The organism is Rhodococcus wratislaviensis (assembly GCF_041228765.1).
GTDB lineage: Bacteria > Actinomycetota > Actinomycetes > Mycobacteriales > Mycobacteriaceae > Rhodococcus_F > Rhodococcus_F wratislaviensis.
Genome location: NZ_CP150488.1, coordinates 7,710,659 through 7,735,847, shown reverse-complemented (window position 1 = coordinate 7,735,847; position 25,189 = coordinate 7,710,659). Strand labels below are relative to the sequence as shown.

Annotated in this window: 25 protein-coding genes and 1 pseudogene; 19 read left to right on the top strand and 7 right to left on the bottom strand. The window is 69.1% G+C overall.

Annotated elements, in window-relative coordinates; genetic code table 11:
- Positions 1–116 precede the first annotated feature (116 nt).
- The gene (locus tag WKC72_RS35365; protein WP_037234428.1) at positions 117–1,217 is read left to right on the top strand and encodes a lipase family protein; all 1,101 of its coding nucleotides are present in this window, start codon (positions 117–119) and stop codon (positions 1,215–1,217) included.
- Here the strand turns inward: WKC72_RS35365 and WKC72_RS35360 are convergent.
- Positions 1,210–2,319, bottom strand: a complete 1,110-nt coding sequence (locus WKC72_RS35360; protein WP_037234665.1) for an NAD(P)-binding domain-containing protein — start codon at positions 2,317–2,319, stop codon at positions 1,210–1,212. The genes WKC72_RS35365 and WKC72_RS35360 overlap by 8 nt on opposite strands.
- A 144-nt stretch (positions 2,320–2,463) precedes the next feature.
- On the opposite strand from WKC72_RS35360, the gene WKC72_RS35355 reads away from it, so the two are divergent.
- The 14 genes from WKC72_RS35355 to WKC72_RS35290 all read left to right on the top strand — a co-directional run bounded on the left by WKC72_RS35355 (position 2,464) and on the right by WKC72_RS35290 (position 17,336).
- Positions 2,464–3,195, top strand: a complete 732-nt coding sequence (locus WKC72_RS35355) for an enoyl-CoA hydratase (protein ID WP_037234663.1) — start codon at positions 2,464–2,466, stop codon at positions 3,193–3,195.
- 44 nt (positions 3,196–3,239) lie between these two features.
- Complete coding sequence (locus WKC72_RS35350; RefSeq protein WP_370181114.1) at positions 3,240–4,355, top strand: MBL fold metallo-hydrolase; 1,116 nt, start codon at positions 3,240–3,242, stop codon at positions 4,353–4,355.
- A 50-nt stretch (positions 4,356–4,405) separates the two neighbouring features.
- A complete protein-coding gene (locus WKC72_RS35345; RefSeq protein WP_370181113.1) occupies positions 4,406–6,856 on the top strand; it encodes a cation-translocating P-type ATPase in 2,451 nt (816 codons plus the stop codon).
- A 124-nt stretch (positions 6,857–6,980) separates the two neighbouring features.
- A complete protein-coding gene (locus tag WKC72_RS35340; RefSeq protein ID WP_005244012.1) occupies positions 6,981–7,172 on the top strand; it encodes an antitoxin in 192 nt (63 codons plus the stop codon).
- 106 nt (positions 7,173–7,278) lie between these two features.
- Positions 7,279–8,895 carry a Na+/H+ antiporter gene (locus WKC72_RS35335; protein ID WP_037234420.1) on the top strand — a complete coding sequence of 539 codons (1,617 nt, stop codon included), beginning with the start codon at positions 7,279–7,281 and terminating at the stop codon, positions 8,893–8,895.
- Positions 8,892–10,139 carry a lipase family protein gene (locus tag WKC72_RS35330; protein WP_370181112.1) on the top strand — a complete coding sequence of 416 codons (1,248 nt, stop codon included), beginning with the start codon at positions 8,892–8,894 and terminating at the stop codon, positions 10,137–10,139. Before WKC72_RS35335 ends, WKC72_RS35330 begins: the two co-directional genes overlap by 4 nt.
- Positions 10,136–10,501, top strand: coding sequence for an MmcQ/YjbR family DNA-binding protein (locus WKC72_RS35325; protein WP_370181111.1), 366 nt, complete (start codon positions 10,136–10,138; stop codon positions 10,499–10,501). The genes WKC72_RS35330 and WKC72_RS35325 overlap by 4 nt, the downstream gene beginning before the upstream one ends.
- Positions 10,498–11,706, top strand: coding sequence for a histidine kinase (locus tag WKC72_RS35320; protein WP_037234410.1), 1,209 nt, complete (start codon positions 10,498–10,500; stop codon positions 11,704–11,706). The genes WKC72_RS35325 and WKC72_RS35320 overlap by 4 nt, the downstream gene beginning before the upstream one ends.
- 33 nt (positions 11,707–11,739) lie before the next feature.
- Positions 11,740–12,534, top strand: a complete 795-nt coding sequence (locus WKC72_RS35315) for a LytTR family DNA-binding domain-containing protein (protein ID WP_037234407.1) — start codon at positions 11,740–11,742, stop codon at positions 12,532–12,534.
- On the top strand, positions 12,531–12,890 hold the full coding sequence (locus WKC72_RS35310) for a hypothetical protein (RefSeq protein WP_011597296.1): 360 nt from the start codon (positions 12,531–12,533) through the stop codon (positions 12,888–12,890). The genes WKC72_RS35315 and WKC72_RS35310 overlap by 4 nt, the downstream gene beginning before the upstream one ends.
- Before the next feature lie 7 nt (positions 12,891–12,897).
- Positions 12,898–14,655, top strand: a complete 1,758-nt coding sequence (locus tag WKC72_RS35305) for a cation acetate symporter (protein ID WP_112301111.1) — start codon at positions 12,898–12,900, stop codon at positions 14,653–14,655.
- Between the two features lie 184 nt (positions 14,656–14,839).
- Complete coding sequence (locus WKC72_RS35300; protein WP_005260521.1) at positions 14,840–15,202, top strand: DUF485 domain-containing protein; 363 nt, start codon at positions 14,840–14,842, stop codon at positions 15,200–15,202.
- The gene (locus WKC72_RS35295) at positions 15,199–16,833 is read left to right on the top strand and encodes a cation acetate symporter (protein ID WP_268791499.1); all 1,635 of its coding nucleotides are present in this window, start codon (positions 15,199–15,201) and stop codon (positions 16,831–16,833) included. The genes WKC72_RS35300 and WKC72_RS35295 overlap by 4 nt, the downstream gene beginning before the upstream one ends.
- A gap of 71 nt (positions 16,834–16,904) precedes the next feature.
- Positions 16,905–17,336 (top strand): SRPBCC family protein, encoded by a 432-nt coding sequence (locus WKC72_RS35290; protein WP_009478084.1) that lies wholly within the window; start codon positions 16,905–16,907, stop codon positions 17,334–17,336.
- A 1-nt stretch (position 17,337) separates the two neighbouring features.
- Here the strand turns inward: WKC72_RS35290 and WKC72_RS35285 are convergent, their stop codons facing one another.
- Positions 17,338–18,252 carry a transporter substrate-binding domain-containing protein gene (locus WKC72_RS35285; protein ID WP_370181110.1) on the bottom strand — a complete coding sequence of 305 codons (915 nt, stop codon included), beginning with the start codon at positions 18,250–18,252 and terminating at the stop codon, positions 17,338–17,340.
- A 64-nt stretch (positions 18,253–18,316) separates the two neighbouring features.
- On the opposite strand from WKC72_RS35285, the gene WKC72_RS35280 reads away from it, so the two are divergent.
- Together WKC72_RS35280 and WKC72_RS35275 are read left to right on the top strand one after the other, a co-directional pair.
- Complete coding sequence (locus WKC72_RS35280) at positions 18,317–20,617, top strand: ATP-dependent DNA ligase (protein WP_370181109.1); 2,301 nt, start codon at positions 18,317–18,319, stop codon at positions 20,615–20,617.
- Positions 20,617–21,213, top strand: coding sequence for a hypothetical protein (locus WKC72_RS35275; protein ID WP_112301108.1), 597 nt, complete (start codon positions 20,617–20,619; stop codon positions 21,211–21,213). Before WKC72_RS35280 ends, WKC72_RS35275 begins: the two co-directional genes overlap by 1 nt.
- On the opposite strand, the gene WKC72_RS35270 is transcribed toward WKC72_RS35275, so the two are convergent.
- Positions 21,163–21,432, bottom strand: a complete 270-nt coding sequence (locus tag WKC72_RS35270) for a hypothetical protein (protein ID WP_037234391.1) — start codon at positions 21,430–21,432, stop codon at positions 21,163–21,165. The two genes, WKC72_RS35275 and WKC72_RS35270, sit on opposite strands and share 51 nt — an antisense overlap.
- Before the next feature lie 21 nt (positions 21,433–21,453).
- Positions 21,454–21,981: a hypothetical protein gene (locus WKC72_RS35265; RefSeq protein WP_370181108.1), complete on the bottom strand. Its 528-nt coding sequence runs from the start codon at positions 21,979–21,981 to the stop codon at positions 21,454–21,456.
- A gap of 158 nt (positions 21,982–22,139) precedes the next feature.
- Between WKC72_RS35265 and WKC72_RS35260 the strand changes: the two are divergent.
- Positions 22,140–22,818: pseudogene (locus WKC72_RS35260) on the top strand (response regulator transcription factor).
- A 100-nt stretch (positions 22,819–22,918) separates the two neighbouring features.
- On the opposite strand, the gene WKC72_RS35255 reads toward WKC72_RS35260, so the two are convergent.
- From WKC72_RS35255 to WKC72_RS35245, 3 genes are read right to left on the bottom strand one after another with little or no spacing between them, the layout of a single operon-like run.
- Positions 22,919–23,101 (bottom strand): hypothetical protein, encoded by a 183-nt coding sequence (locus WKC72_RS35255; RefSeq protein ID WP_370181107.1) that lies wholly within the window; start codon positions 23,099–23,101, stop codon positions 22,919–22,921.
- A 27-nt stretch (positions 23,102–23,128) separates the two neighbouring features.
- A complete protein-coding gene (locus tag WKC72_RS35250) occupies positions 23,129–23,935 on the bottom strand; it encodes an ABC transporter ATP-binding protein (RefSeq protein ID WP_037240963.1) in 807 nt (268 codons plus the stop codon).
- Entirely contained in the window at positions 23,932–24,624 is a 693-nt protein-coding gene (locus WKC72_RS35245) for a FadR/GntR family transcriptional regulator (protein ID WP_370181106.1), read from the bottom strand. Before WKC72_RS35245 ends, WKC72_RS35250 begins: the two co-directional genes overlap by 4 nt.
- A 94-nt stretch (positions 24,625–24,718) precedes the next feature.
- Between WKC72_RS35245 and WKC72_RS35240 the strand changes: the two genes are divergently transcribed.
- Positions 24,719–25,180 carry a PPOX class F420-dependent oxidoreductase gene (locus tag WKC72_RS35240; RefSeq protein WP_370181105.1) on the top strand — a complete coding sequence of 154 codons (462 nt, stop codon included), beginning with the start codon at positions 24,719–24,721 and terminating at the stop codon, positions 25,178–25,180.
- The last annotated feature ends 9 nt before the right edge of the window (positions 25,181–25,189 follow it).

The following is a 25,189-nucleotide window of genomic DNA, read 5'->3' as shown; positions in this document are numbered from 1 at the left end:
GTGTTTTATGTTCTCCCGGTCTCGTTCGTCCCGCCCTCCCCTGCGGGAGGACGATTCACAGTACTGCGCCACCCCCACCCAGCTACCGTTGAGAGGTGCGGAGGTGGTGGCGCATCGTGGCGTTACTCGCACTGGTCAGCGTGCTGTGGGCACCAACTGTCGGTGCGGATCCGCTGCGGGCCGGATCGAGCCCCGGCACCGTCGTCGCCTCGTCGGAGTTGCCGGCGGAGCTCTGGCTCCGCGGAACCGGCAGTGCCTACCGGATGACATATCTGACCACCGACCGGCACGGCATCACCCCGTGCACCGGGATGCTCTTCGTGCCGCCTGGTGCACCGCCCGCCGGGGGCTGGCCCGTCATCGCCTGGGCGCACGGAACGGTCGGGGACTCCGACGCCGATGCGCCCTCCGTGACGGGGGTCGACAAGGAATCCGCGGACTACGTGAGCAGCTGGCTGCAACTCGGCTACGCCGTGGCCGCCACCGACTACGTGGGCCTGGGCACCCCCGGGGTGCCGCCCTACCTCGACGGGAAGGTCGCCGGACGCAGCGTCGTCGACTCCGTGCGCGCCGCCCGGGAGATCGATGCCGACCTCTCCGCCACATGGATGGCGGTCGGACTGTCCCAGGGCGGGCAGGCCGCGGTGTTCGCCGCACACACCGCCACGACGTACGCGCCGGAACTCGACTACCGCGGTGCCGTCGCGAACGGGGTGCCGTCGAACATCGAGATGGTGGCGAACTGGAGTGGCCCATTGTTTCCGCCGCAGGGCCTCGCCGGTCTCACCGTGTACATCTCGTACCTGATCGCCGGGGTCCGTGACGCCTACCCGCAACTGGACATCGACAGCTATCTGACCCCCGTCGGGAAGCAGTTCGTCGACGCCGCTCCCGAAGTGCCGTTCCGGCAGTTCGCGGCCATGACCCGGAACGTGTCGGTGGCGCAGATGCTGGCGCGGGCACTCGACGTCCCGGCGCTGCAGGACGCGTTGCGCGAATACCTCGAGGTCCCGGTCGCGGGTTACGACCGTCCGCTGCTGCTCGTGCAGGGGATCACCGACGCGTCGGTGCCGATCCCGCTGACGGAGAAGCTCGTCTCCGAGATGCAGAGTGCAGGAACAGATCTCGACTATCGGGTGTATTCGGGTGGTCACTTCGGCAGCATGTACCAGGCCGGTCCCGACCAGGCCGCGTTCATCGCCGCGCTGATCAGGTAGGGCGCGCTGATCCGGCAGGCACGCCGAGGTGCAGGGTGAGCTCGCGCGCCGCGGCCTGTCCGGCCCGGTTCGCGCCGATCGTCGACGACGAGGGGCCGTAGCCCACGAGATGAATCCGCGGATCCGACGCCACCTGGGTGGCCAGGCGTCCCGTCATCGTGATCCCGCCGCCCGGCCCGCGGAGCCGCAGCGGCGCGAGGTGATCGAGTGAACTGCGAAAACCCGTGCACCACAAAATCACATCGACCTTCAGTTCGCGGCCGTCGTCCCAGCGGACGCCGTCCGCGGTGATCTCGCTGAACATCGGTTGCCGCGCCAGCGCCCCGCGTTCGCGGGCGGCGCGGATCGCCGGCGTCACGGGCAGGCCCGTCACCGACACCACCGAGCCCGGCGGCAGCCCGCGACGGACCCGGTCCTCGACGAGAGCGACGGCGGCGCGGCCGATCTCGGGCGTGAACGGCTCGTCCCGGAACTCCGGTGGGCGACGCGTCACCCACGTGGTGGTCGTGACGCGGGAGATCTCGTCCAGCAACTGCACCGCCGAGATGCCGCCGCCCACGACGAGGACGTGCCGTCCCGCGAAGTCCTGCGCCGAGGTGTAGTCCTTGGTGTGCACCTGGCGGCCGGTGAACGACTCGGCGCCGGGGTACCGGGGAATGAAGGGGCGTTCCCACGTTCCGGTCGCGTTGATCAGACCGCGGGCCGATACGACGCCGCCGTCGGTCTCGATCCGCAGACGCTCGCCGCGGGCACACACCACCCGCGTGTGCACGGGACGGTGCACCGGCAGTTCGAACTGTTTCTCGTACGTCGCGAAGTACTGGGGAACCGCGCTCGCCGCATGCACCAGCGCGGCCTCCGGATCGTCCGGGTCCACGCCGATCGTGTCGGCGAAGCCGAGCCCGGGCAGGTCGTGGACACCGTTGACGGTGCTCAGTGTCAATGACGGCCACCGGAACTGCCACGCGCCGCCGGGACCCGGGGCGTGATCGAGCACCACGAAACCGGACTCCGGTTCCATCCCGAACCTGCGCAGATAGTAGGCGGCGGACAGCCCCGCCTGCCCCGCGCCGATCACGGCCACGTCCACATCGCTGTTCATGTCGGTCCTCACCTCCCCCCTCACAACTACCGGAGAGCCTCGTGTGTTCCGGTCGATTCAGCTGTGGTTGGCTGACAGACGTCCAGTCGGGTGGACAGGGGAGAATTCGTCAGTGGACTGCAATCACGAAGAAAGCGAGTGGACATGATCGGGACGAGTCGTGACGGCGACGTCTTCACCCTCGAACTGCAACGCCCCGACCGTCGCAATGCGTTGAACACCGAGATCTGCGAACTCCTGCGGGAGGAAACCGAGAAGTCGGTCACCGACGGCGCGCGGGTGATCGTCCTCACAGGGCAGGGCAGCGCGTTCTGCGCCGGCGCCGACCTGTCGGGCGACGTGTACGCCGACGGATTCACGGACACCCTGCTCGAGATGCTGCACACCATCGACTCGGTGCCCGTCCCCGTCATCGCCGCGATCAACGGCCCCGCGATCGGCGCGGGCAGCCAGCTGGCGCTCGCCGCGGACCTGCGCGTGGTCGCTCCCGAGGCGCGCTTCGCCATCCCCGCGGCCAAGCTCGGGATCTCCGTGGACCGGTGGACGGTGCACCGTCTGGCCGCCCTGATCGGCGGCGGACCGGCACGAACGATCCTGCTCGGCGCGGAAGAGGTCGGCGCCGACGAGGCGCTCGCGCACGGCCTCGCCAACAAGCGCGGCGACCTCGCCGTCGCGCAGCAGTGGGCACACTCGATCGCGCGCCTGGCGCCGCTGTCGCTGCAACATCTCAAGATGGTGCTCAACGACGACGGCACCCAGAGCCCGCCGCCGCCCGAGCAGCTTGCGGCGCTGCATGCGGCGTGGAAGAGCTACGACGCGCAGGAAGCGCGCACGGCGCGCGCCGAGAAGCGTCCGCCGGTGTTCCGGGGCCAGTAGCCGCTCGCCGCACCTTTCCCGCACGCGTGGTTACAGTTGTCGGGGTGAAAGCGAAGAGCGCTGTGACGACTGTTCTGGCCACCGCCGCCCTCGGGTGGCTGACGCGGGCTGCGTGGGGGCTTCCGTCTCAGATCGGCGCGTCGCGTGCCAAGGTGCGCCCGTACGCCGCGACGTCGCCGCGGTACCGCGACCGCCAGTTCCACAACACCGATCCGAGCAGCATGATGCTGCCCGGATCGGAGACCGGGATCGTCAAGGCACTGATCACGCGGGGCAGCGCGGGACGCCCGCGCAGGCCGATCCCGCTGGCCACACCCCTCGCGCCTGTCGAGGCCGCCGATGCAGCCGTCACCTGGTACGGCCATTCGAGCGTGCTCGTCGAGGTCGACGGGTACCGGGTGCTGGCCGACCCGGTGTGGAGTCACCGGGTGTCGCCATCCGCGATTCTCGGTCCGTCCCGCATGCACCCGACCCCGGTCCCGCTGGCCGACCTGCCCGTTCTGGACGCGATCGTCATTTCGCACGACCACTACGACCACCTCGACATGGCCACCGTGCAGCAACTCGCCGCCACCCAGAAGGCGCCGTTCGTCGTTCCGGTCGGGCTCGGTGCGCACCTGCGGCAGTGGCGGGTGCCGGAGGAGCGGATCGTGGAACTCGACTGGGACGAGTCGACCACGCTCGGCGAACTCACGCTCACGTGCACCGAGGCTCGGCACTTCTCGGGCCGCGGGCTGGTACGCAACACCACCCAGTGGGCGTCGTGGGTGCTGGCCGGACCGAACCGGAAGGTGTTCTTCGGCGGCGACAGCGGGTACACGCCGCGGTTCGCCGACCTGGGCCGCCGGTACGGTCCGTTCGATCTCACGTTGCTGCCCGTCGGCGCCTACGACACGCGGTGGGCCGACATCCACATGAACCCGGAGGAGGCGGTGCAGACCCACGCCGACCTCAACGGCGGCGACGCCGGCCGCGGACTGCTGGTGCCGGTGCACTGGGCCACGTTCAACCTCGCGTTCCATTCGTGGTCCGAGCCGATCGTCCGGTTGCTCGCCGCCGCGCAGGAGAAGGGCACCCCGGTGGCCGTGCCGATGCCCGGACAGCGGATCGACGCGTTGAAGCCGACGGCCCAGACACCGTGGTGGTCCGCGCTCGGCTGAGTCCGGCGCGCATCCCCTCGGAGCCGAGCCTCGTTGCGTAGCCTTTGACCATGGCATACGACGAAACGGGCACCGACAGCGTTGCAGTCGTCGCAGTGGAGGGGTTGACGGCCGCCCAGGTGGCGGAGCGGGTGGCGGCAGGCAAGACCAACGACGTTCCCGATCGAGCCAGCCGATCCGTGCGCGACATCGTGCGCGCCAACGTGTTCACCCGGATCAACGCGATCCTCGGTGTCCTCCTGATCATCGTGCTGGCCTCCGGTTCGATCGTCGACGGGATGTTCGGCCTCTTGATCATCGCCAACAGCGGGATCGGCATCATCCAGGAAGTGCGGGCCAAGCGGACCCTCGACAAGCTCGCGATCGTCAGCCAGACCAAACCGGTGGTGCGCCGTGACGGTGCCGCGGTCGCGATGGCACCCCGGGAGGTCGTGCTCGACGACATCATCGAGCTCGGCGCCGGCGACCAGATCGTCGTCGACGGTGTCGTGGTGGAGGCGATGTCACTCGACGTCGACGAGTCTCTCCTCACCGGTGAGGCCGACCCCGTGCACAAGGACGCCGGCCAGCAGGTGTTGTCGGGAAGCTTCGTCGCCTCCGGCAGCGGCTGCTACCGTGCCACGAAGGTCGGAAGCGACGCGTACGCCGCCAAACTCGCGGACGAGGCCAGCAAGTTCACGCTCGTGCACTCGGAGTTGCGCAGCGGCATCGACAAGATCCTGAAATTCATCACATACCTGATGATTCCGGCGGGTCTGCTGATCATCTACAACCAGTTGTTCTCCAGCGGCGAGTCGATCCGGCCGGCGCTGAGCGGGATGGTGGCGGCGCTGGTCCCGATGGTGCCCGAAGGTCTGGTGCTGATGACGTCGATCGCGTTCGCGGTCGGGGTGGTCCGGCTCGGTCAGCGGCAGTGCCTCGTGCAGGAGCTGCCCGCCATCGAAGGTCTCGCGCGCGTCGACGTGGTGTGCGCCGACAAGACCGGAACGCTCACCGAGAACGGCATGCGGCTGTCCGAACTGCGCTGCGCCGACACCGCCGACACCGAACCGTCCCGTGCGGCACTCGCCGCGATGGCGGCGTCCGACCCTCGGCCGAACGCCAGCGTCCTCGCGATCAAGGAGGCGTTTCCCGACGACCCCGGGTGGGGTGACGTCACCGCGGAGGCGCCGTTCTCCTCGGCCAAGAAGTGGAGCGGACAGTCGTACGGAGCCCACGGCAACTGGGTCCTCGGTGCGCCGGACGTGCTGCTCGACCCCGGCAGCGACATGGCCCGGCAGGCCGAGGACGCGGGATCCTCGGGACTGCGCGTGCTCCTGCTCGGCAGTTGCGACGTCCCGGTCGACCACCCCGCGGCGCCGGGTGCGATCACGCCGCGGGCACTCGTGATCCTGGAGCAGCGGGTGCGTCCCGACGCCCGCGGCACCCTCGAGTACTTCGCGAGTCAGAACGTCACGGTGAAGGTCATCTCGGGGGACAACGCCGTGTCGGTCGGTGCGGTGGCCGGATCGCTCGGACTGCCCGGCGGCGACCGTCCCGTCGACGCCCGCGAACTGCCCGACGACCGCGACGCCCTCGCCGAGACCCTGGAAACGTCCACCACATTCGGCCGCGTGCGCCCCGATCAGAAGCGGGAGATGGTGGGGGCCCTGCAGTCTCGCGGGCACACTGTCGCGATGACGGGCGACGGTGTCAACGACGTCCTGGCCCTCAAGGACGCCGACATCGGGGTGTCGATGGGCTCGGGCAGCCCCGCAACCCGCGCGGTGGCGCAGATCGTGTTGCTGGACAACAAGTTCGCCACTTTGCCCTACGTGGTGGGTGAGGGCCGCCGGGTGATCGGCAACATCGAACGCGTCTCGAACCTGTTCCTCACCAAGACCGTGTACTCGGTGTTGCTGGCGTTCCTGATCGGTCTGTCCGGTGTGCTGTCGCAGATCTTCCACTTCGAGCCCATCCCGTACCCGTTCCTGCCCCGGCACGTGACGATCGCCGCCTGGTTCACCATCGGCATACCCGCGTTCATCCTGTCGCTGGCCCCCAACAACGAGCGGGCGCGCTCCGGTTTCGTGCCGCGCGTGATGCGTCTCGCCGTGCCGTCGGGTGTGATCATCGGTGTCACGACGTTCATTTCGTATCTTCTCGTCTACGCCGGCCCGGATCAGACGGAGACGCAGAAAATCCAGGCGGGCACGTCGGCACTGATCACGCTCATCATGATCGCGCTGTGGGTGCTGGCCGTGGTCGCGCGGCCGTACGTGTGGTGGAAGCTGGTGCTGATCTTCGGATCCGTAGCGGGATATCTCATCCTGTTCGCGTTGCCGTTCACGCGGGAGTTCTTCAAACTCGATCCGACCAACGTCGGCGCCACCACCTCCGCTCTCGTGTGCGGCCTGGTCGGAGTGGTTCTCGTCGAGATCGGATGGTGGGTGACGGGCCGCCTGCACGGTGAGCATCGCCGCCTCTTCGCGGTGCCGGAAGACCTGCCGGGCGTGCACTGACGCGACTACCGCTCGCGACGATTCGAACGGTTGGCGTCGCCGAGTCAATGCTGTGAGACTGGGTGCACGGCGAGTGATCGAACTCGGTCGGAATGCGTGCGCATGCACCGGAGGAGGAAGAACGATGAGTTTCGTCGACACACTGAAGGGCCTGCTGGGCAAGGGGAGGGAAGCCGCTTCGCAGAACGCGGACAAGGTTCACGGCGCCATCGACAAGGCCGCCGACGTCGCGGACAGCAAGACCGGCGGCAAGTACAGCGACAAGATCGACAAGGCCGCCGACGCGGCGAAGAAGGCTGTTCCTCCGAAGGAGTGAACACCTCGCACACCGACGCGCGTGGGCCCCGGTTCTCGGACCGGGGCCCACGCGCGTCTTCGGAGATGACCCGCGCACGGCGGGCGGGCGCGGCAGAATCGGTGTCGTGAACGGCGTCCTCGTGCTCCTCGTCATCATCGCGGCCATCGCCGTGACGAGTTTCGCGAAGCGCCGGGACCTCCAGGCGCCGCTGGTGCTCGTCACCATCGGGTCGGTGGCGTCGTTCATCCCCGGGATGCCGCGCCTCGAACTCGACCCGGAGGCCATCCTCGGTGTGGTGCTGCCGCCGCTGCTGTACTCCGCGGCGCTCAAGTTCTCGGTGGCCACGTTCCGGCGCCACCTCGCACCGATTCTCCGGCTGGGGATCTTCACCGTCCTGGCGACCGCGGTGGGGGTGGCCTTCTTCGCCAACTGGCTGGTCCCCGAATTCACGCTCGGCGCCGCGCTGGTCCTCGGCGCCGTGGTCGCGCCGACGGACGCGGTCAGTGCCGTCGCGGTCGGCCGCAGGCTCGGCCTGCCGAACCGGGTGATCGCGATCCTCACCGGTGAGGGACTCGTCAACGACGCCACCGCGCTGACCCTGTTCACCGTCGCCGTCTCCGCCGTCGTCGGGGCGAAGATCCCGGTCCATCCCGTGGTGTTCTTCGGCTACGAGGTGGTCGGCGGGGTCCTGATCGGACTGGTCCTCGCGAAGATCGTCGAGTGGGTGCGCCACCGCATGTACGACTCCCCGCTGGAAACGGTGCTGGGGCTGATGCTCCCGTTCGCCGCGTATCTCGCCGCCGAGGAGGTGCACGCGTCCGGTGTGCTGTCGGTGGTGGCCGCGGGGTTCCTGATGGGGCACAAGGCCACCGACGCCTCCGTGGCCACCCGCATCCAGGAGCGGTCGCTGTGGGAGAGCGTCGACCTCCTGCTCGAGATGTTCGTGTTCGCCTACATGGGACTGCAACTGAAGTTCGTCATCGACGACGTCCGCGACCAGGGTCTGCCGGTGCACCACGTCTTCTTCTACGGCTTCGCGGTCCTCGCCGTGGTCATGGCGATACGGCCGGCGTGGATCCTGCTGCACTGGCTCCGCCGCCGGTTCGGGCTGGCGATCGAGGCGCCGGGCGGCTCGGTGGAACTCGGGTGGCGGGAGAGCCTCGTCGTGTCCTGGGCGGGCATGCGCGGGGTCGTCACGCTCGCCGCCGCGTCCGGCGTGCCCGTGGTGATCGCGAGCGGGCAGCCGTTTCCGGGGCGCGAGGTGATCCAGGCGATCGCGTTCGTCGTGGCCGTCGGCACGCTGCTGATCCAGGGTGCCACCATGCCGCTGCTGATCCGGAAACTCGATCTGGCGGATCCCGGCGAACGTGAGCGCGAGGAGGACCAGGTGAACCTGGCCCGCGCGATCTCCCGCGAATCCGGCGAACGGGCCCTCGTCGAATTCGCCGAACACCCGCCGGAGGGAATCAACCGAGCCGACCTGATCGACATCCTCGACCGGGTGCGGCGGTCGATGCGGGCCAGGCTCCAGGCCGAGGAGGCGGAGGACGCCGCGGAGAAGCAGCGGGCCGGCGCACTGTTCGACCACTACCGGCGCGCCGCCCTGCGCGCGCAGCGCGAGGCGATCATCGCCGCCCGTGACGCGGGAACGCTCGACGACGAGGTGATGCGTAGCGTGTTGGAAGGCCTCGATGTGGAGGAGGCAGCAGCCGAGGAGCGGGTGCGGAGACGTCGCGAATGAGGTGCGAGGTGGGTGTGCGTCCGGTGCGAACCGCCGTGGTCGCCCTTGCCGGTGTCGTGGCGCTGACCGCCTGCACCACGGACGAGGCGTCCCCGAGCCCGTCTCCCACCACCTCGGTGGCCGCACCCTCCGCCCCTACCGTTCCGTCGGCGCCGACCGGCGATCAGCGTGGCGCGCTGACCAGCCGGGAGCCGGTGCCCGACATCGATCCGGCGATCACCGCCCTCGGCGCGACGGCCACCCGGGTCGTCTACCGGTCGACGTCCGGTGTCGACGGCGGCGGCTCGGAGGTCGTGGGCACGGTCTTCACTCCCGCCGGCCCCGCACCGGACGGCGGCAGGCCCGTCGTCACGGTCGGGCACGGCACCACGGGCGTCACCGACGAATGCGCCCCCTCGTCGTCACCGACCCTGCTGGGCACGACGAACCTCGTCCGCCCGCTGCTGCAGCGCGGGTACGTCGTGACCGTCACCGACTACCAAGGGCTCGGCACGGACGGCCCGCATCCCTACCTCGAACCCGACACCGCCGCCTACGACCTGATCGACGCGGTCCGGGCGGCGCGCAACGTGGAGCCGGGCGCGTCGACGCGCTGGGCGGCGATCGGGGTCTCACAGGGCGGTCAGGCGTCGTGGTCCGCGGCCGAGCACGCGGACGACTACGGCGACGGGCTCGAGTTCGTCGGTTCGGCGAATCTGTCACCCGCTGCCGATCTGTCGGGGATCGTCGCCGACGGGGCCGTCGAACCACTGTCGTTGCCGCAGAAGATGTTCCTTCCCTATCTCCTCGAGGGACTGAAGGTGATGCACCCCGAACTGAATCCGGACGACTACATGCGCGGCGCGCTCGCCGCCACGCCCGACGTCACGCTGTCGTGCGTCGTCGCGAAACTCCCCGAGAAGTGGACGGTGGCAACCCAACTCACCCCGGCCGACACGGGTCCGCGGACGGAGGCCGACGCCGAGCGCATGCGCGGGTGGCTCGAGGACATCGCCCTGCCCCGGAACGGCGCGGGCGGGCCGATGCTGGTCGTGGTCGGGGACCGGGACAACCTCATTCTGCCGCAATGGACTTCGCAGGCCGTCGATCACGCGTGCGCACTCGGGGACGTCGTCGAGTTCGACTCCCGGCCCGGGGAAGGGCACGCGGACGGGCGCTCCGTTCCCGGGGCGGTGCAGTGGATCGCCGACCGCTTCGCCGGTGTGCCCGCACCCGACACGTGTCCCGAGGGAGGAACACCGTGAAGAAGGCCGATCTCGCACGGCTGCGTGCGCTGTGCCTCGCTCTGCCCGAAGCGACGGAACGGGTCAGTCACGGCGAACCGGCGTGGTTCGTTCGCAAGGCGCCACAGTTCGCGACGCTCGCCGACCGCCACCACGACGACCGGGTGTCGTTCTGGGCGGCGGCTCCGCCGGGGGCGCAGCAGGATTGGGTGCAGCGTGACCCCGGCAGGTTCTTCGTCCCGCCGTACGTCGGGGGACGCGGGTGGATCGGCGTCTATCTCGACGTCCCGCAGGACTGGGACGACGTCGCCGACATCGTCGAGGACGCCTACCGCGCCGTCGCCCCGAAGACCCTGATCGCCCGACTGGACGACGGCGAATGACGGGAACCGTCGTCGCCGTCGTCGCGTTGCTCGTCCTCATTCCCGTCGTCGCGTTCACCGCCGTGTGGCTGCGCGCCCGGCGTGAGCTGACGACACCCACCGAACGGGCCGTTCACACCACCCTGCACACGGCGTCGCTGGCGGCGCGCCCGTTGCGGCGGGGGCTCGACGAGACGTCGGCGGAGGAGGCCGCACCGCACCTGCGCCAGCTGACCGGCGCGCAGGCGCTGGGCGTCTTCGACGCCGCCGGTGACCTCCTCGCATGGAGCGGACCGCACGAGGCCATGACCGAACAACTGCACGACGCGGCCGCTCGCGCCGTCGACGGGGAACGCCGGGTGCTCGTCGCCTACGGCGGCCTCGTCCGGGGCGCGGGCGACAACGCGGTGCGGGCACTGATCGCCCAGCCCCTGCTCATCGAGGCCACCGGCGTGGTCGGGGTGCTCGGCATCGTCACCACGGAAGACCCCGGCCCGGGCATGCTCGGCGCCGTCACGGAGGTTGCCCGGTACGCGTGCAGCCAGATCGAACTCGCCGACCTCGACGCGTCCCGCGCCCGACTCGACCGCGCCGAGGTCCGGGCGCTGCGCGCACAGATCAGCCCCCATTTCATCTACAACGCGCTGAACACGGTGGCGTCGTTCGTCCGCACCGACCCGGATCGCGCCCGGGAACTGATCCTCGAGTTCGCCGACTTCACGCGGTACTCGTTCCGTACGGCAGGGGAGTTCACCCTGCTCGCCGACGAACTGCGCAACATCGACCGGTACCTCACCCTCGAACGCGCCCGGTTCGGCGACGCCCTCGCGGTGAAATTGCAGGTGGCGCCGGAGGTGCTGAACGTGGTGCTGCCGTTCCTCGCGCTGCAACCGCTGGTCGAGAACGCGGTGCGGCACGGAATCGCCGCCAAACCGGACGGCGGCACCGTCAGCATCGTCGCCGCCGACGAGGGCACCGACTGCGTGATCAGCGTCGAGGACGACGGGGTCGGCATGGATCCCGAACTGCTGCGGTCGGGGTCACTGGACTCGGTGGCCGAGACGTCGGGGGTGAAGGAGGCGGCGCACGTCGGGCTCGCCAACGTCGACGACCGCCTGCGCGCCGCGTTCGGCAACGACTACGGACTCGTGGTGGAGACCGCGCCCGGTGCGGGCACCAAGGTGAGCATGCGCGTCCCGAAGTTCCGGCGGGGGATCTCGACATGAACGGGGAGGGTCCGTGCGACGATTGCTGTCGTTGTGAACCACACTGACGACAAGTCTCCGGACGCACCCCTCACCGTGCTGGCCGTCGACGACGAGAAACCCGCCCTCGACGAGCTGGCGTTCCTGCTGCGCGCCCAGGACGCGGTCGGGGACATCCGGACCGCGGGCGATGCCACCACGGCGCTGCGCATCCTCCGGGACGGGGAGATCGACGCCGTCTTCCTCGACATCAACATGCCCGGACTCGACGGTCTCGAGCTGGCCGGGATCCTCGCGAACTTCGCATCCCCGCCGCAGGTGGTGTTCGTGACCGCCCACGACGACCGGGCCGTCGCCGCATTCGACCTCGGCGCCGTCGACTATCTCCTCAAACCCCTGCGCGAGGAACGGCTGGCGGAATCCGTGCGCCGCATCGTCGAAGGGCGCCGCAGGCGGGTCGACGCGGGACCGGCCGCCCCCACCGACGAGGTGATCCCGGTCGAACTCGGCGGCATCACCACGCTCGTGCACCGGTCCTCCGTCGAGTGGGTCGAAGCGGACGGCGACTACGCCCGCCTGCACACCGCGGACGCCTCCCACCTCGTCCGCATCCCCATCTCGGCACTGGAGACGCGCTGGGCGGACGCCGGGTTCCTGCGGGTCCACCGCTCGTACCTCGTCGCGTTGCCGCGGGTCACCGGAATCCGGACCGTCGGCAACGGTCTCGTCGTGTGCCTCCGCGCGCACGGCGACCACCCGCCCGTCGAACTGCCGGTCAGCCGCAGGCACACCCGGATGCTCAAGGACCGGCTGGTCCGGGCGCCGAAACAAACGTGGACCGCGCGATGAGCTCGCCGGAGCGGGTGCGGGTCGTCCTCGCCCAGCGCCGGGGTGCGCGGATCGTCCGCACCCGTGTCGAGGTGCAGGAACAGACCGCGGTCGGGGACGCGATGATCCGGGGGCTCGTGCGCACCCAGCTCGTGCTGGCCATCCGGCTCGCGCTCCTCGCGGCGTGCCTGCTGTGCGCGGTGCCGCTCGTGATGTTCCTGTTCCCGGCGTTGTCGGACGTGGCGGTGCTGGGGATCCGGCTGCCCTGGGTGGTGCTCGGGGCGCTCGTGTACCCGGTGCTCCTGACCACCGGCTGGATCTATGTGCGGCAGGCCGAGCGCAACGAACAGGAATTCGCCGACCTGGTGGACGACTGAGCATCCCGTGACCCCCGACCAACCCATTCCCTGGCTGACCTTGGCCGGTCTCGCCGCGGCCGCCATCGCGACGGTGGCCATCGGCATCTACGGAGTGCGGTTGGCGCGCACCACCTCCGACTTCCTCGTCGCGTCCCGCAGCGTCGGACCGCGGTGGAACGCCGCCGCCATCTCCGGCGAGTACCTCTCGGCCGCATCCTTTCTCGGCGTCGCCGGCCTGATCGCGAAATACGGCGCGGACGCCCTCTGGTACCCGATCGGCTTCACGGCCGGCTACCTCGGGCTGCTGCTGTTCGTCGCCGCACCGCTGCGACGCTCCGGCGCGTACACGGTCCCGGACTTCGCCGAGTTCCGGCTCGGCTCCCGTCGCCTCCGCACCCTGGCGATGCTCGTCGTCGCCGCCGTCTGCGCGCTGTACCTCGTGCCGCAACTCCAGGGCGCGGGGCTGACCCTGAACATCCTGCTCGGGGTGCCGACCTGGGTCGGGGCCGTCGTCGTCGGGCTCATCGTCATCGCCAACGTGGTGGGCGGCGGCATGCGGTCCATCACATTCGTCCAGGCCTTCCAGTACTGGCTCAAACTCACCGCGGTCGCGATCCCGGCGCTGGTGCTGTCGGTGTACTTCTTCGGCGACCACCACGAACTGGGCGCCGCCGCACCACCCACCGTGAGCGAGCAGACCACCGTCGACATCACCACCGACGTCGTCGTGCAGGTGTCCGAACCGGTGACGGTCGGCGGGTCGGGGACGATCGACGGGGTAGAGGCGACCGGCGACGTTCGCCTCGAGCCTGGGGAGCACCACCTCGGCGAGGGCACGTCGATGACCCTCGAGGCGGGCGCACCGGTGCCGGTGGTGGCGGGCGCGCCCGCCGACAACTCCGACTGGATCGCCCCGGGCTGGGGATTCGGCGGCGACCACCCGATGTACCAGGTGTACTCGCTGATCCTCGCCACGTTCCTCGGCACGCTCGGGCTGCCACACGTGCTGGTCCGGTTCTACACGAACCCCGACGGGCGGGCCGCGCGGCTGACGTCGCTGGCCGTGGTCGGGCTGCTCGGAGTGTTCTACCTGTTCCCGACACTGCTCGGGGTGTTCGCGCGGCTGTACGTCCCGCAGCTGCTGATCACCGGCACGTCCGACGCCGCGGTCCTGCTGCTGCCCGGTTCCGTGATCTCCGGGTGGGCCGGGCAACTGCTCGCCGCGCTGGTGGCGTCCGGGGCCATCGCGGCGTTCCTGTCCACGTCGTCCGGCCTGCTCGTCAGCATCGCCGGAGTGCTCAGCACCGACGTCCTGCGCGGGCGGATCCGGGACTTCCGGCTCGCCGCCGTGCTGGCCGGAGCGGTGCCGCTGGTGCTGTCACTGGCGGTGACGTCGCTGGACCTGTCGCGCACGGTGGGGCTGGTGTTCGCGGTCGCGGCGTCGACCCTCTGCCCGCTGCTCGTGCTCGGCATCTGGTGGCGTGGTCTGACCGCCGCCGGAGCGGGTGCCGGGATGGTCGCAGGCGGACTCGTCGCCGGCTGTGCGGCCGGGGTGTCGGTGCTCGGCGGCTTCACCGCCGACGCCTGGAACGGGTGGCCCGCGGCGATGGTCGCGTACCCGGCCGCCGTCAGCGTTCCGCTGGCCTTCGTCACGATGGTGCTGGTCAGCAAGGTGACGAAGCGCCAGATTCCCGCTGACCTCAGCAGGATCTTCACCCGCATGCACGCCCCCGAACGCCTCGATGTGGGCTCCGACCGCGAGAGGGAGCTCCGCTCCCCGTGAGTGCTTGACGAGTCTCTGCACTCCTCGAGCACGCACGGGCGGCGAAGCCGCTCGTCGCGGTCGGGTGACCGTTCGACGCACAGTCCGGCAGCTCACCGTGTGACAGACACCACAACCTATTTCTGTGACTCAACTCTCACTAACGTCGGCAACCAGTTCACTTCACACGACCAAGGAGTCTGCAGTGACCACAGCCGATCTCAGTGAGGGCGCACCGCAGAAGCGGCGTGCCCCTGATGCGCAAGCCTTCGTAGACATGCAGGCGAGCCCGGAGTTCCAGGAGTTGCGACACCGCCTGCGGAGTTTCGTCTTCCCGATGACGGCGTTCTTCCTCGCCTGGTACGCGGCGTACGTCCTGCTGGCCACGTACGCGCCCGAGTTCATGGCCACCAAGGTGATCGGGAACATCAACCTGGGCATCATCCTCGGTCTCGGCCAGTTCGTGACCACGTTCGTGATCACCGCGCTGTACGTCAAGTTCGCCAACCGGGAACTCGACCCGCGCTCCGCCGCGATCCGCGACGAGCTGGAAGGACCCCTCAAGTGATCACCACGCTCGCAGTCGGCACCGACGTCGGGAACCCGCTCCTCAACATCGCCATCTTCGTGGCGTTCGTCGTGATCACGATGACCATCGTGATCCGGGCGAGCCGCACCACCAAGAAGGCCTCGGACTTCTACACCGGCGGCGGTCAGTTCTCCGGACCGCAGAACGGTTTCGCCATCGCCGGCGACTACCTGTCGGCGGCGTCGTTCCTCGGCATCGCCGGCGCCATCGCGGTGTACGGCTACGACGGCTTCCTGTACTCGGTCGGCTTCCTCGTCGCCTGGCTGGTGGCCCTGCTGCTGGTCGCGGAACTGCTGCGCAACACCGGCCGGTTCACGATGGCGGACGTGCTGAGCTTCCGGCTCAAGCAGCGTCCCGTGCGGATGGCCGCGGCGCTGTCCACGCTGGTGGTCTCGCTGTTCTACCTGCTCGCGCAGATGGCGGGCGCCGGCGGACTCGTCGCTCTGCTGCTGAACATCGACGGCAAGGTCGGTCAGGGCGTCGTCGTCGCGGTCGTCGGCGTGCTGATGATCGTGTACGTGCTCGTCGGCGGTATGAAGGGCACCACCTACGTCCAGATGGTCAAGGCGGTGCTGCTGGTCGCCGGCGCAGGCATCATGTTCTTCCTCGTCCTGTTCGCGGTGCGCGGCAACTTCTCCCAGCTGCTCGCCGACGCCCAGGCGACGGTCGCCGGCTCGACGAACGAGGCGATCGCGGGCCGCGACATCCTCGCTCCCGGCGCCAAGTACGGCATCAGCTCGATGAGCAAGCTCGACTTCATCTCGCTCGGTATCGCCCTGGTCCTGGGCACCGCGGGCCTGCCGCACGTGCTGATGCGGTTCTACACCGTCCCCACCGCCAAGGAAGCCCGCCGCTCGGTCACCTGGGCGATCGGACTGATCGGCGCGTTCTACCTGTTCACGCTCGTCCTCGGCTACGGTGCCGCCAAGATGGTCGGCCCCGACGTCATCCTCGCAGCGCCCGGCAAGGAGAACGCGGCGGCGCCGCTGCTCGCGTTCGAACTGGGCGGCACCATCTTCCTGGCCATCATCTCCGCGGTCGCGTTCGCAACGATCCTCGCGGTGGTGGCGGGGCTGGCGATCACAGCGTCCGCGTCGTTCGCTCACGACATCTACGCCAGCGTCATCAAGCGCGGACACGCGTCGGAGGAGTCCCAGGTGCGGGTTTCCCGGATCACGGTCGTCGTGATCGGTCTCGTGTCGATCGTCCTGGGAATCATGGCCATGGGCCAGAACATCGCGTTCCTGGTGGCGCTCGCCTTCGCGGTGGCCGCCTCGGCCAACCTGCCGACGCTGCTCTACTCGCTGTTCTGGAAGAAGTTCAACACCACCGGCGCCCTGTTCAGCATCTACGGTGGCCTCGTCAGCTGCCTGCTGCTGATCGCGTTCTCGCCGGCGGTGTCCGGCAAGCCGTCGTCGATGTTCCCCAACGCCGACTTCGACTACTTCCCGCTCGCCAACCCGGGCATCGTCTCCATCCCGCTGGCGTTCCTGCTCGGTGTCGTCGGCACCTACGTCGGCCGCGGCAAGGCCGAAGATCCCGCCAAGCAGGCCGAGATGGAGGTCCGCTCTCTCACCGGTGTCGGTGTCGAGAAGGCCGTCTCCCACTGATGCCTTCGGCCTGTGAGTACTTATTAACCGCCCGCGGTTAATAAGTACTCACAGGCCGTTAGGCTGCACCAATGGCGAAACTCACGGTCAAGACCGATGTTCCCCTCAGCCCTCAGGACACCTGGGACAAGGCCTCGAATCTGCAGGACTTCGACAAGTGGTTCGTCGTCCACGACGGCTGGCGCGGCGAACTTCCCGAGACGCTTACGGCCGGAACCGAGATCAGTTCCGTCGTCACGGTCAAGGGACTCCGCAACCGCGTGAAGTGGACGATCAAGGAATACGACGCCCCGAACCGCATCGTTCTCAAGGGCGACGGCAAGGGTGGCGTGAAGCTCGGAATGGTGCTCGACGTCAAGGCGAAGGGCGACGCGTCGGAGGTGGCGTTCACCATCGAACTCGGTGGCGCACCGCTGTTCGGGCCCATCGGCTCGGGTGTCGCGAAGGCGCTGAAGGGCGACATCGAGAAGTCCCTGAAGACGTTCGTCGAGCTGTACGCCTGATTCAATCGAGGACGTGCGCGCCGCCGGTGTCGGTGATCCACTCGGCGGCAAGGGCGTCCAGCGTCCCGTCGGCGTAGAGCGAATCGACGGCCGCCGAGACGCACGCGGTGAGCGGGCTGTTCTTCTCCAGCACGAGGCCGAAGAATTCGGTGACGGCGTTCGGGCGCGGGAACTGCCCGACGAGAACACTGTCCTTCACTTCGTTGGCGGTGATCTGAAACCCGGTCGGGATGTCCACCACCAATGCGTCGATGTCGCCCGCGGCCAGGGCGGCCTTGGCGTCGTCGGTGGTGGTGAAACTGACCGGTGCCTGGCGGGGCTGCACGGTCTGGGTGATGGCGTCGAAACTCGTGGACCCCACCTGTGCCCCGAGGCGGAACGGCGCGAGGTCGGCGAGGGATTTGGCTCTCGCAGCGGGAGAATTCTTCAGCGCCAGCACCGACTGCGTGACGGCGTAATAGGGCGAACTGAAATCGACCGTCTCGCGCCGGGTGTCGACGATCGTGAACTGGTCGATGGCGAAATCGAAGTTCTTCTCGCCGGGCGCCAGCGCGTCGTTGAATGCGACGGTCTCGAATTGCACCTGGTCCGGACCGTATCCCAGCTTCTCGACCACTTCCCGGGCGACGGCGCCCTCGTAGCCTTTGCCGTTGGACGGGTCACCGTCGACGAACCACGGCTGGTACGACGGACTGTCGGTGGCGATGGTGACCACGCCGTCCCGCGAGGTGACGCCGCTGCCGGGGGCACAGTCGCCGACCGCGCGGGTGGACGGAAGTTTGGTGAACGCTTCGGGAATCGTCGAGGCTTCGGCCCGGGCGTCGACCTCCGACGCGGTGTCGGTGGAGCAGGATCCGGCGAGCAATGTCAGTGCAGCGGATATGGCGGCGACGGCTGTCTTGGGTCCTCGGTGCACCCCGCCATCTTGCCTGGCGGGTAGCGATCCGGCCAGCGCAGCGGCCGCGCGGCGCACAATATGTATGTATTGGCGGAGGGAGGTGCGCGTGGCCACGGCGGGAACCCGGCAACTGACGGTCGACGGACATCGCCTGTCCCTGACCAATCTCGGCAAGGTCCTCTACCCGGAGTCGGACACGACGAAGGGTGAGGTCATCGACTACTACACGCGGATCGCGCCCGCCATGCTCCCGCACGTCGTCGACCGTCCCGCCACCCGTAAACGCTGGCCCAACGGGGTGGACAGCGAGCCGTTCTTCGAGAAGAACCTCGCGGCCTCCGCGCCGGCGTGGTTGGAGCGCCGCGCGATCGAGCACTCGGATCGGTCCGTGCACTATCCGCTCCTGAACTCGGTCGCGGCGCTGGCGTGGGCGGGGCAGCAGGCCGCACTCGAACTGCACGTGCCGCAGTGGCGGTTCGACGGCCCTCATCGGGGTCCCGCCACCCGGATCGTCTTCGACCTCGACCCCGGTCCCGGTGTGGGCCTGGCCGAATGCGCGGAGGTGGCACGGGCCGTGCGCGACCTGGTCGCGAACCTCGGCTGGACCGCGTACCCGGTCACCAGCGGCAGCAAGGGGATTCACCTGTACGTGCCGCTCGACCGGAAGCTGGACGGTTCGGGCGCGTCGACCGTCGCGAAACAGGTGGCGACGGGACTGGAGAAGCTGCGGCCCGAACTCGTCACCGCCACCATGGCCAAGGCGGTGCGCGCGGGAAAGGTGTTCGTCGACTGGAGCCAGAACAATCCGTCCAAGACCACCATCGCGCCGTATTCGCTGCGGGGACGCTCCCAGCCGTATGTCGCGGCGCCGCGGAGCTGGGACGAACTCGACGACCCCGACCTGCGACAGTTGCGGTTCGAGGAGGTGCTCGCACGGTGGGAGTCGGACGGCGACCTGCTCGCCGGACTCGATCCGCCGATCGAGGACGACGCCGCCCTCGCCGAGTACCGCCGCAAGCGCGATCCGGGACGGACTCCCGAGCCGATGCCGGACGCGGTGCGGCCGGGGGAGGGCAACAGCTTCGTCATCCAGGAACATCACGCCCGGCGTCTGCATTACGACCTGCGGCTCGAACGAGACGGGGTGCTCGTGTCGTGGGCGGTGCCGAAGAACGTGCCGACGACGACGGGGGAGAACCGGCTCGCCGTGCACACCGAGGATCACCCGCTCGAATACCTCACGTTCTCCGGGACCATCCCGAAGGGCGAGTACGGCGGCGGCGAGATGACCATCTGGGACACGGGAACATACGACACCGAGAAGTGGCGCGACGACGAGGTGATCGTCCAGTTGCACGGCGAGCAGGTGGAGGGCCGGTTCGCGCTGATCCGCACGAAGGGCGACCAGTGGCTGATGCATCTGATGAAGGATCAGACACCGGGTGGCTCGCACACGTCCGCACTGCCGCGCGGACTGTCGCCGATGCTCGCGAGCCCCGGCACCCTCGACGGGCTGGACGCCGACGAGTGGGCCTTCGAAGGGAAGTGGGACGGGATCAGGGTGATCGCCGAGATCAGTGGCGGTGAGCTGAAGCTGACGAGCCGGGCGGGCAACGACAAGACCCGCGACTATGCGCGATTGGGGTGGCTGGCAGACGCTCTCGGCGACCACGAGGTGGTCCTCGACGGTGAAGTCGTCGCGTTCGACGAGCGCGGTGTCGCGAACTTCGGCCTGCTGCAGCAGGGCAACGAGCCGCACTTCCTCGCGTTCGACGTGCTGTACCTCGACGGGGTGTCGTTGCTGCGCAAGAAGTACACCGACCGGCGCCGCGTCCTCGAAGCCCTGGCAGCCAAGGTGGACGACCTCGTCGTTCCGCCGCAACTGCACGGGTCCGCGCAGGACGCTCTGGACGAGAGCCGCGGCAAGGGGTGGGAGGGTGTCGTGGCGAAACGCCGCGAATCCGTGTATCTGCCGGGCAAGCGGGGGTCGAGTTGGATCAAGGTGAAGAACTGGCGCACACAGGAAGCCGTGATCGGCGGGTGGCGCCGCGGTCAGGGTGGGCGGTCCACGGGAATCGGGTCGATACTGCTCGGCGTCCCCGAGGACGACGGTCTGCGCTACATCGGGCGCGTCGGAACCGGCTTCACCGAACGGGATCTGCAGGAACTCGCGTCCACCCTGGGGCCGCTCGAAACCGATACCAGCCCGTTCGTCGAAGACCTGCCGACCGCCGACCGCAAGGGGGCCGTGTGGGTGACGCCCACGCTGGTCGCGGAGGTGCGCTTCATGGATTGGACCGGCTCGAAGAGGTTGCGGCACCCCAGTTGGCGTGGGCTCAGGGACGACAAGGCACCCGAGGACGTCGAAGTGGAGGTCTCGTGATGGCCGGTATCCGATTCCAATCGACCCCGGAGAATGAGATCCCCGTCTCCGTGCCGGTCGACACGGTGCTGGCCCGCACCGAGTCGCTCGTGCTGTGGCTGACCGACGTTCACGTGTACAGCTGTGGTGTCGAATTCACGATCCAGGCACGCAGATCCGAGTCCACGGTGCTGCTCGACATGTTCGGCTTCGGCAAACCCGCGTCGCCGAAGAGCAGCGGGCCGTTTCTGTTCGGGGTCGAGTACGCGGACGGCAGTGTGTTCACGAACCTTCCCGGCGCCCGCATGGTTGACGGCCTGCACGGCGGGGCAGGCCGCGGTGGACCGCTCACCGCGGACAAGACGTACTTCCTCCAACCTCTCCCGCCGCCGAAACGCTGGTCGATGATCACGGCGTGGCCGTATTTCGGTGTCCCGGAGTCTCGGACCGACCTCGATTCCGCCGTGTTCGCCGACGCCGCGGAGCGGGTGGAGACACTGTGGCCGGAACCGGTCCACGCGCTCGTCGAGGCGCCGGACGGCCGACAGCAGCAGCCGGCGCTCGAGTTACCGCCAGGGGGCTGGTTCGAATGGGCCCACCGACTCGGTGTCGAATGATCCGGGCGGTTCCTGCGTCGGGGTGTGCAGCGCCGGGGGCGTGAAGACCGGCAGGGGTGCGGACGTACTCGTGTTCTCCTCGTGATGTTGCTCGGAGACACTCACGTCGGCGATCGGTGACGCCGTGCCGCTCGCGACGGCGATCCCGGCGGCGCCGACGACCGAGAGGACGAAGGCCGCGCCGGACCCGATCGCGATGCGGGACTTGGTGTGGGACATGGTGTGACTTTCCTCCGGTGATCAGGGGCCGACGACGGTTCCGCCGTCGACGGCGCCGGCTCCGCCGGGCGACTGCGGGGCTGCGGGCGGGGCAGGCTTCGGGCCTCCGCCGACGGGGAAGGGATTGGTTTCGGGTTCGAGAACGCCCGGCTCGACCTGGCCCGGTCCTTCGAACGGACCCTTCGGCGGGTGAACGGGGTCGACGACCACGGGCGGATCGACGACGACAGGCGGGTCCACCACGACGGGCGGCTGAGCGATGGGCGGTTGAGCGATGGGCGGTTGGGCAACCGGCGGCTGGGCGATCGGTGCTCGGACGATGGGCGGTGCCGCCACGATGGGCGGAACGACACCCGGTCCCGGTGCCACCGTTTCGGTGTCGGCCGAATAGCCGGGCGCCGAGTACCCGGGATTCACCGAGTAGCCGGGGTCTGCGACGACCCGGCCCGGGGTCGGCGCGATCGCCGGAGCCGGCTGCTGCTGCGAGATGGCCCCCTCCGAGCTCGGGGTCGGAGCCCCGTCGGTATGTCCACCGGCAAGAACGATCACTGCGGCTCCTGCGAGGGAGAACGTGAGGGCGGCGGTTGCGCCGATCGCGATGCGGGTTGCGGTGTGGACGATGGGGTGCCTCCAGTGGATTGGGGTGTCTAGCTGGGCTGATAGACCAAGCTTGCGCCGGACGCGAGCCTTTCGACAGGCACCCCAGGGTGCGCATCTCCCACCCCGCGGCGGAACCGCGGGCAATCCTGCACAGAATCTTCACAAGCTCTGACGGGGATCCGCACGTCCGCCCAATACAGTCGGGGAGCCAGCGAAGAGTGCTCGTCGTCGACGACGAGGCGACGATCTGCGACGCGGTCGCGGCGCGGTTGCGTGCGGAGGGCTTCGACGTCGTGACGGCGCCGGACGGCCCCTCCGCCGTCGCGGAGTGCGACTCGTCACCCGACGTGCTGGTACTGGACGTGATGCTGCCGGGGTTTCGACGGTCTCGAGGTCTGCAGGCGTGTCCAGGCGTCGCGGCCCGTGCCGGTGCTGATGCTCACCGCGCGCGCCGACGAGACGGACATGCTGATCGGTCTCGGCGTGGGCGCCGACGACTACCTGAGCAAGCCGTTCAGCATGCGCGTGCTGGTGGCGCGGGTGCACGCGCTGCTGCGGCGGGCCGATCGTGCCCACGAGATCGTGCCTGCCGAGCGGGACGGGTCCGTCGACGCCGTTCCCGCTCTCGATCGGCTGCCCGAACCGGAACGGTCGTGCGCCCTGTACCGACTCGACCGGCAGGTGAGGGGTGAGTCGGAGTGGTACGAGTACAACGTGGCACGCAGCCGCGCGAAGGAGTTGCTGGCCGCGCATTCCGTCGGCTCGTGTGAGCGGGTGAGGTCGTAGCGCCTCCCGCGCAGTTGCCGACGGATTTGCCGGAATCACAGGCAATTGCGTGGGAATCCGGCCAATGTCTTTGCAACTGTGGCGCGGGCCAGCTACCCACTCACGACAGGTCGCGGAAGGTCATGACGAAGCCGGTCGTGGCGGCGAGCACGGCCAGGACGTAGACCGGTACCTGCACCCAGACGGGTGCGGTGCGGTTCGCGATCATCGCCGCCGCCAGTGCGACGACGATGAGCACCACACCGTAGAACGGGGTGCGCTGAGGGTGGTCGCCTCGTGCCATGCCCACCAGTGTGCACCGCGTCGGCGGCTATCCGACCGCCTCGGGCACCCGCGTCTGCGCGACCCACCGGCCGCGTTGCCGGGTGATCTCGATCGGGTGGTCGAAGCATTCGCTGATGGTGCCGGTGGTGAGGACGTCCGCGACGGGGCCCTGTGCGATCACCCGGCCGTCGCGGATGAGGACGGCGTGGGTGGTGGTGGTCGGGATTTCCTCGAGGTGGTGGGTGACGAGGATGCTGGCGAGGCTCGGGTACGTGACGCGCAGTTCGTCGAGTGCGGTGAGGAGTTGTTCTCGCGCAGCCAGATCCAGGCCGGTGGCGGGCTCGTCGAGCAGGAGGAGTTGCGGCTCGGAAATGAGCGCCCGCGCGATCAGGGCCCGTCCGCGTTCTCCCTGGGACAGGTTGGGCCACAAGGCATCCGCGTGCTTCTGCATGCCGAGGGATGCGATCAGTTCGTCGGCTCGGGCGACCTGGCCGGCGGTCGGTGACCACCTCGGCACGAATTCGGGTGTGTTGGTGAGACCGGTCAGCACGACGTCGCGCACCGTCAGCGGCGCGTCGATCCGGTGTCGCGGGTTCACGTGCCCGATGTGGGCGCGCAACTCACGCATGTCGACCCGGCCCAGCTGATGGCCGAGGACGTGGACGGTGCCGTGGGTCGGGTGCGCGAAAGCGCCGAGCATGCTCAGCAGGGTGCTCTTTCCCGCACCGTTCGCACCGAGCAGCACCCAGTGCTGTCCGCGTTCGATGTGGAGGGTGATGTCGCTGAGCAGATACCGTCCGCTCCGCACGAGGTCGACGTGCTCGGTGCTGACGACCGAGTTCGGGGTGGTCACTGATGTTCGCCTTTCCGCAGTATCGACATGGTCGGATCGAGGTTGGCGGCGGTGGCGGCGACAGCCGCCTCGGCATCGCCCGCTTCCAGCGCGCGCACCAGATCGTCGTGTGCGCAGCTGGTGTCGGGTCTGCCCGGTTCGTGGTCGACGAGTTCGGCCAGCGCTTCGACGAGCAGCGGCCGGATCGAATCGAACAGGGCGGACAGGATCGAGTTGCCTGCGATCTCCAGGATCGAGGCGTGGAAGTCGAGGTCGGCCGCGACGAAGACGGCGGTCGACTCGGTGGTGCTGCCGTGTCGGGCCGACAGCTGCTCTCGTAGTCGCCGAAGATCCTCGGGGCGTGCGCGTTCCGCGGCGAGCCGGGCGGCCTCGATCTCGAGGGCGCGCCGTACCTCGTATACCTCGAGCAGGCGGGCGCGGCGCAGCAGCTTCTCGAGTCCCGCACCGCCCGTGGGTGGCTCAGTGACGAACGTGCCGACGCCGTGCCGCACGTCGAGCAGGCCGTCGCGGGCGAGCAGCCGGACGGCCTCGCGCACGGAGGAGCGGCCGACGCCGAGTTCGGTGGCCAGTTCGGCCTCGCTGGGGATGCGGCTGCCGAGGGCCCATTTGCCTTCACGGATCCGGGCGGTGAGGAGTTCCTCGAGCTGGGGAACCAGCGGTCCGCTGCGGAGGGTGTGACGTCCGGCCATTCGGCGACGCTAGCACAGTCCTCAGACGTCTGAGGACTGTGGCGGAGCTTATGGTGAACCGGAGAGAACCAACGCAGCAGAGGAGAGGTGCACCATGGCCATCGCCACCGCCGACCGTGTCACGCGGGAAGAGTTGCTCGACTTCGTCCGTCCGCGCCATCGCAGCGTGCTGATCACCCGGAAGCGCTCCGGCGGCCTGCAGATCTCCCCGGTCACGTCGGGACTCGACTCGGAAGGCCGGATCGTCGTCGCCACCTACCCGCAGCGCGCCAAGGCGGCGAACGTGCGACACGACCCCGCCGTGAGCGTGTGCGTGCTCTCCGACGAGTTCAACGGCGCCTACGTGCAGATCGACGGCACGGCCGAGGTGCTGGACATGCCCGACGCGCTCGAGCCGCTGGTGGAGTACTTCCGCGGCATCTCCGGCGAGCATCCCGACTGGGACGAGTACCGGGACGCCATGCGGAAGCAGAACAAGAGCCTGATCCGGATCGCGATCGACGAGTGGGGACCCATCGCGACCGGCGGCTTCCCGCCGGACGCCGATCGCGGATAGGTCCCCGTC

Coding starts and splice junctions, on each gene's coding strand:
- WKC72_RS35360 (WP_037234665.1), bottom strand. CDS start 2,319: ATGAACAGCGATGTGGACGTGGCCGTGATCGGCGCGGGGCAGGCGGGG.
- WKC72_RS35355 (WP_037234663.1), top strand. CDS start 2,464: ATGATCGGGACGAGTCGTGACGGCGACGTCTTCACCCTCGAACTGCAA.
- WKC72_RS35345 (WP_370181113.1), top strand. CDS start 4,406: ATGGCATACGACGAAACGGGCACCGACAGCGTTGCAGTCGTCGCAGTG.
- WKC72_RS35340 (WP_005244012.1), top strand. CDS start 6,981: ATGAGTTTCGTCGACACACTGAAGGGCCTGCTGGGCAAGGGGAGGGAA.
- WKC72_RS35330 (WP_370181112.1), top strand. CDS start 8,892: ATGAGGTGCGAGGTGGGTGTGCGTCCGGTGCGAACCGCCGTGGTCGCC.
- WKC72_RS35320 (WP_037234410.1), top strand. CDS start 10,498: ATGACGGGAACCGTCGTCGCCGTCGTCGCGTTGCTCGTCCTCATTCCC.
- WKC72_RS35310 (WP_011597296.1), top strand. CDS start 12,531: ATGAGCTCGCCGGAGCGGGTGCGGGTCGTCCTCGCCCAGCGCCGGGGT.
- WKC72_RS35290 (WP_009478084.1), top strand. CDS start 16,905: ATGGCGAAACTCACGGTCAAGACCGATGTTCCCCTCAGCCCTCAGGAC.
- WKC72_RS35280 (WP_370181109.1), top strand. CDS start 18,317: ATGTATTGGCGGAGGGAGGTGCGCGTGGCCACGGCGGGAACCCGGCAA.
- WKC72_RS35275 (WP_112301108.1), top strand. CDS start 20,617: ATGGCCGGTATCCGATTCCAATCGACCCCGGAGAATGAGATCCCCGTC.
- WKC72_RS35270 (WP_037234391.1), bottom strand. CDS start 21,432: ATGTCCCACACCAAGTCCCGCATCGCGATCGGGTCCGGCGCGGCCTTC.
- WKC72_RS35255 (WP_370181107.1), bottom strand. CDS start 23,101: ATGGCACGAGGCGACCACCCTCAGCGCACCCCGTTCTACGGTGTGGTG.
- WKC72_RS35245 (WP_370181106.1), bottom strand. CDS start 24,624: ATGGCCGGACGTCACACCCTCCGCAGCGGACCGCTGGTTCCCCAGCTC.
- WKC72_RS35240 (WP_370181105.1), top strand. CDS start 24,719: ATGGCCATCGCCACCGCCGACCGTGTCACGCGGGAAGAGTTGCTCGAC.